The sequence below is a fragment of the Treponema sp. genome (assembly GCF_045657965.1).
Lineage (GTDB): Bacteria > Spirochaetota > Spirochaetia > Treponematales > Treponemataceae > Treponema_D.
In genome coordinates this window covers 1-2,923 of record NZ_JAZOUG010000157.1, presented here as the reverse complement: position 1 = coordinate 2,923, position 2,923 = coordinate 1, and the positions used below count along the sequence as shown (strand labels likewise).

4 protein-coding genes are annotated in these 2,923 nt (G+C 38.6%); 2 read left to right on the top strand and 2 right to left on the bottom strand.

Annotation, left to right across the window (positions count from 1 at the left end; all coding sequences use genetic code 11):
* Nucleotides 1–330: hypothetical protein (locus ACKI5B_RS05675; RefSeq protein WP_407426694.1), on the top strand; the 330-nt coding region annotated here is incomplete at its 5' end.
* Here the strand turns inward: ACKI5B_RS05675 and ACKI5B_RS05670 are convergent.
* Together ACKI5B_RS05670 and ACKI5B_RS05665 are read right to left on the bottom strand one after the other, a co-directional pair.
* Nucleotides 327–683 carry a co-chaperone DjlA gene (locus ACKI5B_RS05670; protein WP_407426692.1) on the bottom strand — a complete coding sequence of 119 codons (357 nt, stop codon included), beginning with the start codon at nucleotides 681–683 and terminating at the stop codon, nucleotides 327–329. The two genes, ACKI5B_RS05675 and ACKI5B_RS05670, sit on opposite strands and share 4 nt — an antisense overlap.
* Nucleotides 684–692: 9 nt before the next feature.
* Complete coding sequence (locus tag ACKI5B_RS05665) at nucleotides 693–2,000, bottom strand: glucose-1-phosphate adenylyltransferase (protein WP_407426690.1); 1,308 nt, start codon at nucleotides 1,998–2,000, stop codon at nucleotides 693–695.
* 161 nt (nucleotides 2,001–2,161) lie between these two features.
* Between ACKI5B_RS05665 and flgF the strand changes: the two genes are divergently transcribed.
* A partial coding sequence (flgF, locus tag ACKI5B_RS05660) for a flagellar basal-body rod protein FlgF (RefSeq protein ID WP_407426688.1) occupies nucleotides 2,162–2,923 on the top strand: 762 nt, incomplete at its 3' end.

Here is a 2,923-nt window from a genome sequence, read left to right as displayed (position 1 = left end):
GAAAAGCGAAATCAGAATGTTTATACCCGGGGTAATAATCTGCAAAGAAAAGATAACGGGGAACTTTTTTCTTCTGAAGATTATGACAATTATCAGATTGTTTCAAAAACAGGCACCCGCTTTACTGTTGAAAATAATGGTGCTTCATATACCAGCGTTCCGGTAATTGGCGGTAATATTTCTTATACTGATGAGCCAGTAAAACCAAAGAAAAAATTTGGTGAACTTGTCCGTAATTTATATGATGCGGGATATTCTGTTGAAAAGATTGCTCTTGAACTGGACAGTTCTACAACAGAAGTTCAGTGCGTTCTGGATATGGGATTTTAAGTTCCGCTGTACCATTTTTCTACTTTTTCCCATTCGCGTAAAAGCTGTTCGGTCTTTTCTTTTGCAACTTTTTGAAGAACTGGATTTTCGTTTCTTCTGTCCGGGTGATAATACATAAGTTTTTCGCGGTAAATTTTCTTTGCATTATTAAAATCAGCTTCTTCACTGATTCCTATAAATGAAAAAGCGTTTTTTATATCAGCAGGAAGTGATTTTTGTTGATATGGTTGTGAAGGTGAGGAAGTGATTTTTGAATCAGGTTCTTCAAAAAAATCGGAGAACTGTCCTTTAGATTCGGGCAGTTCTCCCTTTTCCAGAGCCTCGCTGAGCAAATCGCCCAGCTTATCAAACATTGAAGCCAATTAGATTACAGTTCCTGATGGAATTACAGAGCCTTTGCGGATTACAATAATGCCTTCTGAACTGTAAAAACTTACACCGCTAGGGAGTTTGTTTTCACCGTCTGGATAGCTGTTTCCATCAACATTAATGCGGACATTGTCACCGATTGCAGCATCTTTGTCGATGATTGTTTTTGCAATTTTACAGCCTTTTCCAATTCCAATGTCCGGACGTCCGGCTTTTGCATTTTCTGCTTTTGCTTCTTCGTTTTCATAGAAGTCTGCACCCATTGTGATGACACCTTCGAGTTCTGAACCTTCATTGACAATTGTTCGAACACCAATTACAGAATTTTTGACGGATTTGTTGTTTATGATACAGCCTTCTGAAAGCAGACTGTTCTCAATTTGAGGTGCACCGTTAACTTTTGGAGGCGGAAGGTTTCGCATGTGAGTATAAATTGGGGCATCTGCATCATAGAAATTGAACGGCGGAACAGCCTTTGTGAGGTCGAGTGTAGAGTTGTAGAAACTTCGGATTGTACCGATATCTTCCCAGTATCCGTCGAAGACATATGAGTTGACTTTTTTGTTTTTGATTGCGCGCGGAATTATTTCCTTTCCAAAATCAGTGAATTCGTTGTCGAGCATTTCTTCCATAGCAGCTGCATTGAAAATGTAAATACCCATTGAAGCAAGATATTCTTTTTCCTTTGGTAAATCCCCGCGTGCGTTTGCAGGAATTTTCCAGTTTCCGCTTTTTAATACATCTGCAGACGGCTTTTCGATAAATTCGGTAATTGCTTTTTTGGCGTCGATTTTCATGATGCCGAAGCCTGTTGCATCGCGTTCATTTACAGCAGTTGTTGCAATTGTAATGTCAGCACCGCTTTCTATATGGCTGTTCATAAATGCTTTTAAGTCCATACGATAGAGCTGGTCGCCTGAAAGGATTATGTAATGTGTAGGATTCTGTGAATGAAAATGAACCATGTTCTTTCGTACAGCATCTGCCGTTCCCTCAAACCATCCTGAGTGTTCAAGAGTCTGTTCAGCAGCCAAAATTTCTACGAAACCTTTTGAAAAATGATCAAAATTGTATGAATTTGTGATGTGATGGTGAAGAGAAGCTGAGTTGAACTGAGTTAAAAGATAGATTTTTCTATAGCCGGAATTGATACAGTTTGAAATTGGAATATCTACAATCCGGTATTTACCACCGAACGGAACTGCCGGCTTGGAGCGTTCTTTTGTAAGAGGGTAAAGACGAGTGCCTTTGCCACCGCCCAAGATGATTGCTAAAACGCGAGGTTCTTTTGAATGTGCCATAATTGATTCGCTCCTGATATATGTAATTTTTTTTAATATCTATAAAATAATCATAACTCGAAAGAAAAGAGTTTGCAAACTATTTTAAAACATTTCTCAATTTCTTTTTTCAGATTCCGATAATTTTAGTAAAGAAAACCGTTTGTTTTGGGGGATAAAATATGATTCGTGGCTGGTATATCGGTTCGAGCGGAATGAACGCACAGCAAAATCGTCTTGATACAATTTCTAATAACCTTGCTAATGTTGATACAGCAGGCTTTAAACGTGATGTGAGCGTTTCAAAATCATTTCCTGAGCTTCTTTTAAGAAGAACTGAAGCTGACGGCGTGTATAAAACTCCGTTTGGCTCAGCAGATGCCGCACCAATTATCGGGAAACTTGGTCTTGGGGTTGAAACAAACGAAAATTTTACAGAATTTGAGCAGGGTTCGTTCCGGGGGACAAATACAAATACAGATTTAGCTCTTGCCGGTGAAGGTTTTTTTGCTGTAGATACACCGAATGGTGAGCGTTATACACGAAACGGAAATTTTATTCTCGGTAAAGAAGGAATCCTTACAACTAAAGACGGTTATCCGCTTATGGGTGAAAACGGAATTATTCGTCTTGAAGATGATAAATTTATCGTTAATGAAGATGGTATTATTACCACAAAAGACAATGAAGTAATAGACCGGATTAAAATCGTACGTTTTGACAACGAGCGTTATCTTAAAAAAATGGGAAATTCTTTCTGGGCTTCAAATAATATTTCCGGAGAAGCTTATATTGCAGAAGGTATGGAACGGCCTAAGATGCTTCAGGGATATATGGAAACAAGTAACGTAAACGTTGTAAATGAAATGGTTAAAATGATTGAAGTTAACCGCGCTTACGAAGCAAGTCAGAAAACAATTCAAAGAAGTCGGAGGCCAAGCGGT

What these genes read in the sequence shown, in the direction of transcription:
- ACKI5B_RS05670 (WP_407426692.1), bottom strand. Translation starts at nt 683, where the DNA reads ATGTTTGATAAGCTGGGCGATTTGCTCAGCGAGGCTCTGGAAAAGGGA.
- ACKI5B_RS05665 (WP_407426690.1), bottom strand. Translation starts at nt 2,000, where the DNA reads ATGGCACATTCAAAAGAACCTCGCGTTTTAGCAATCATCTTGGGCGGT.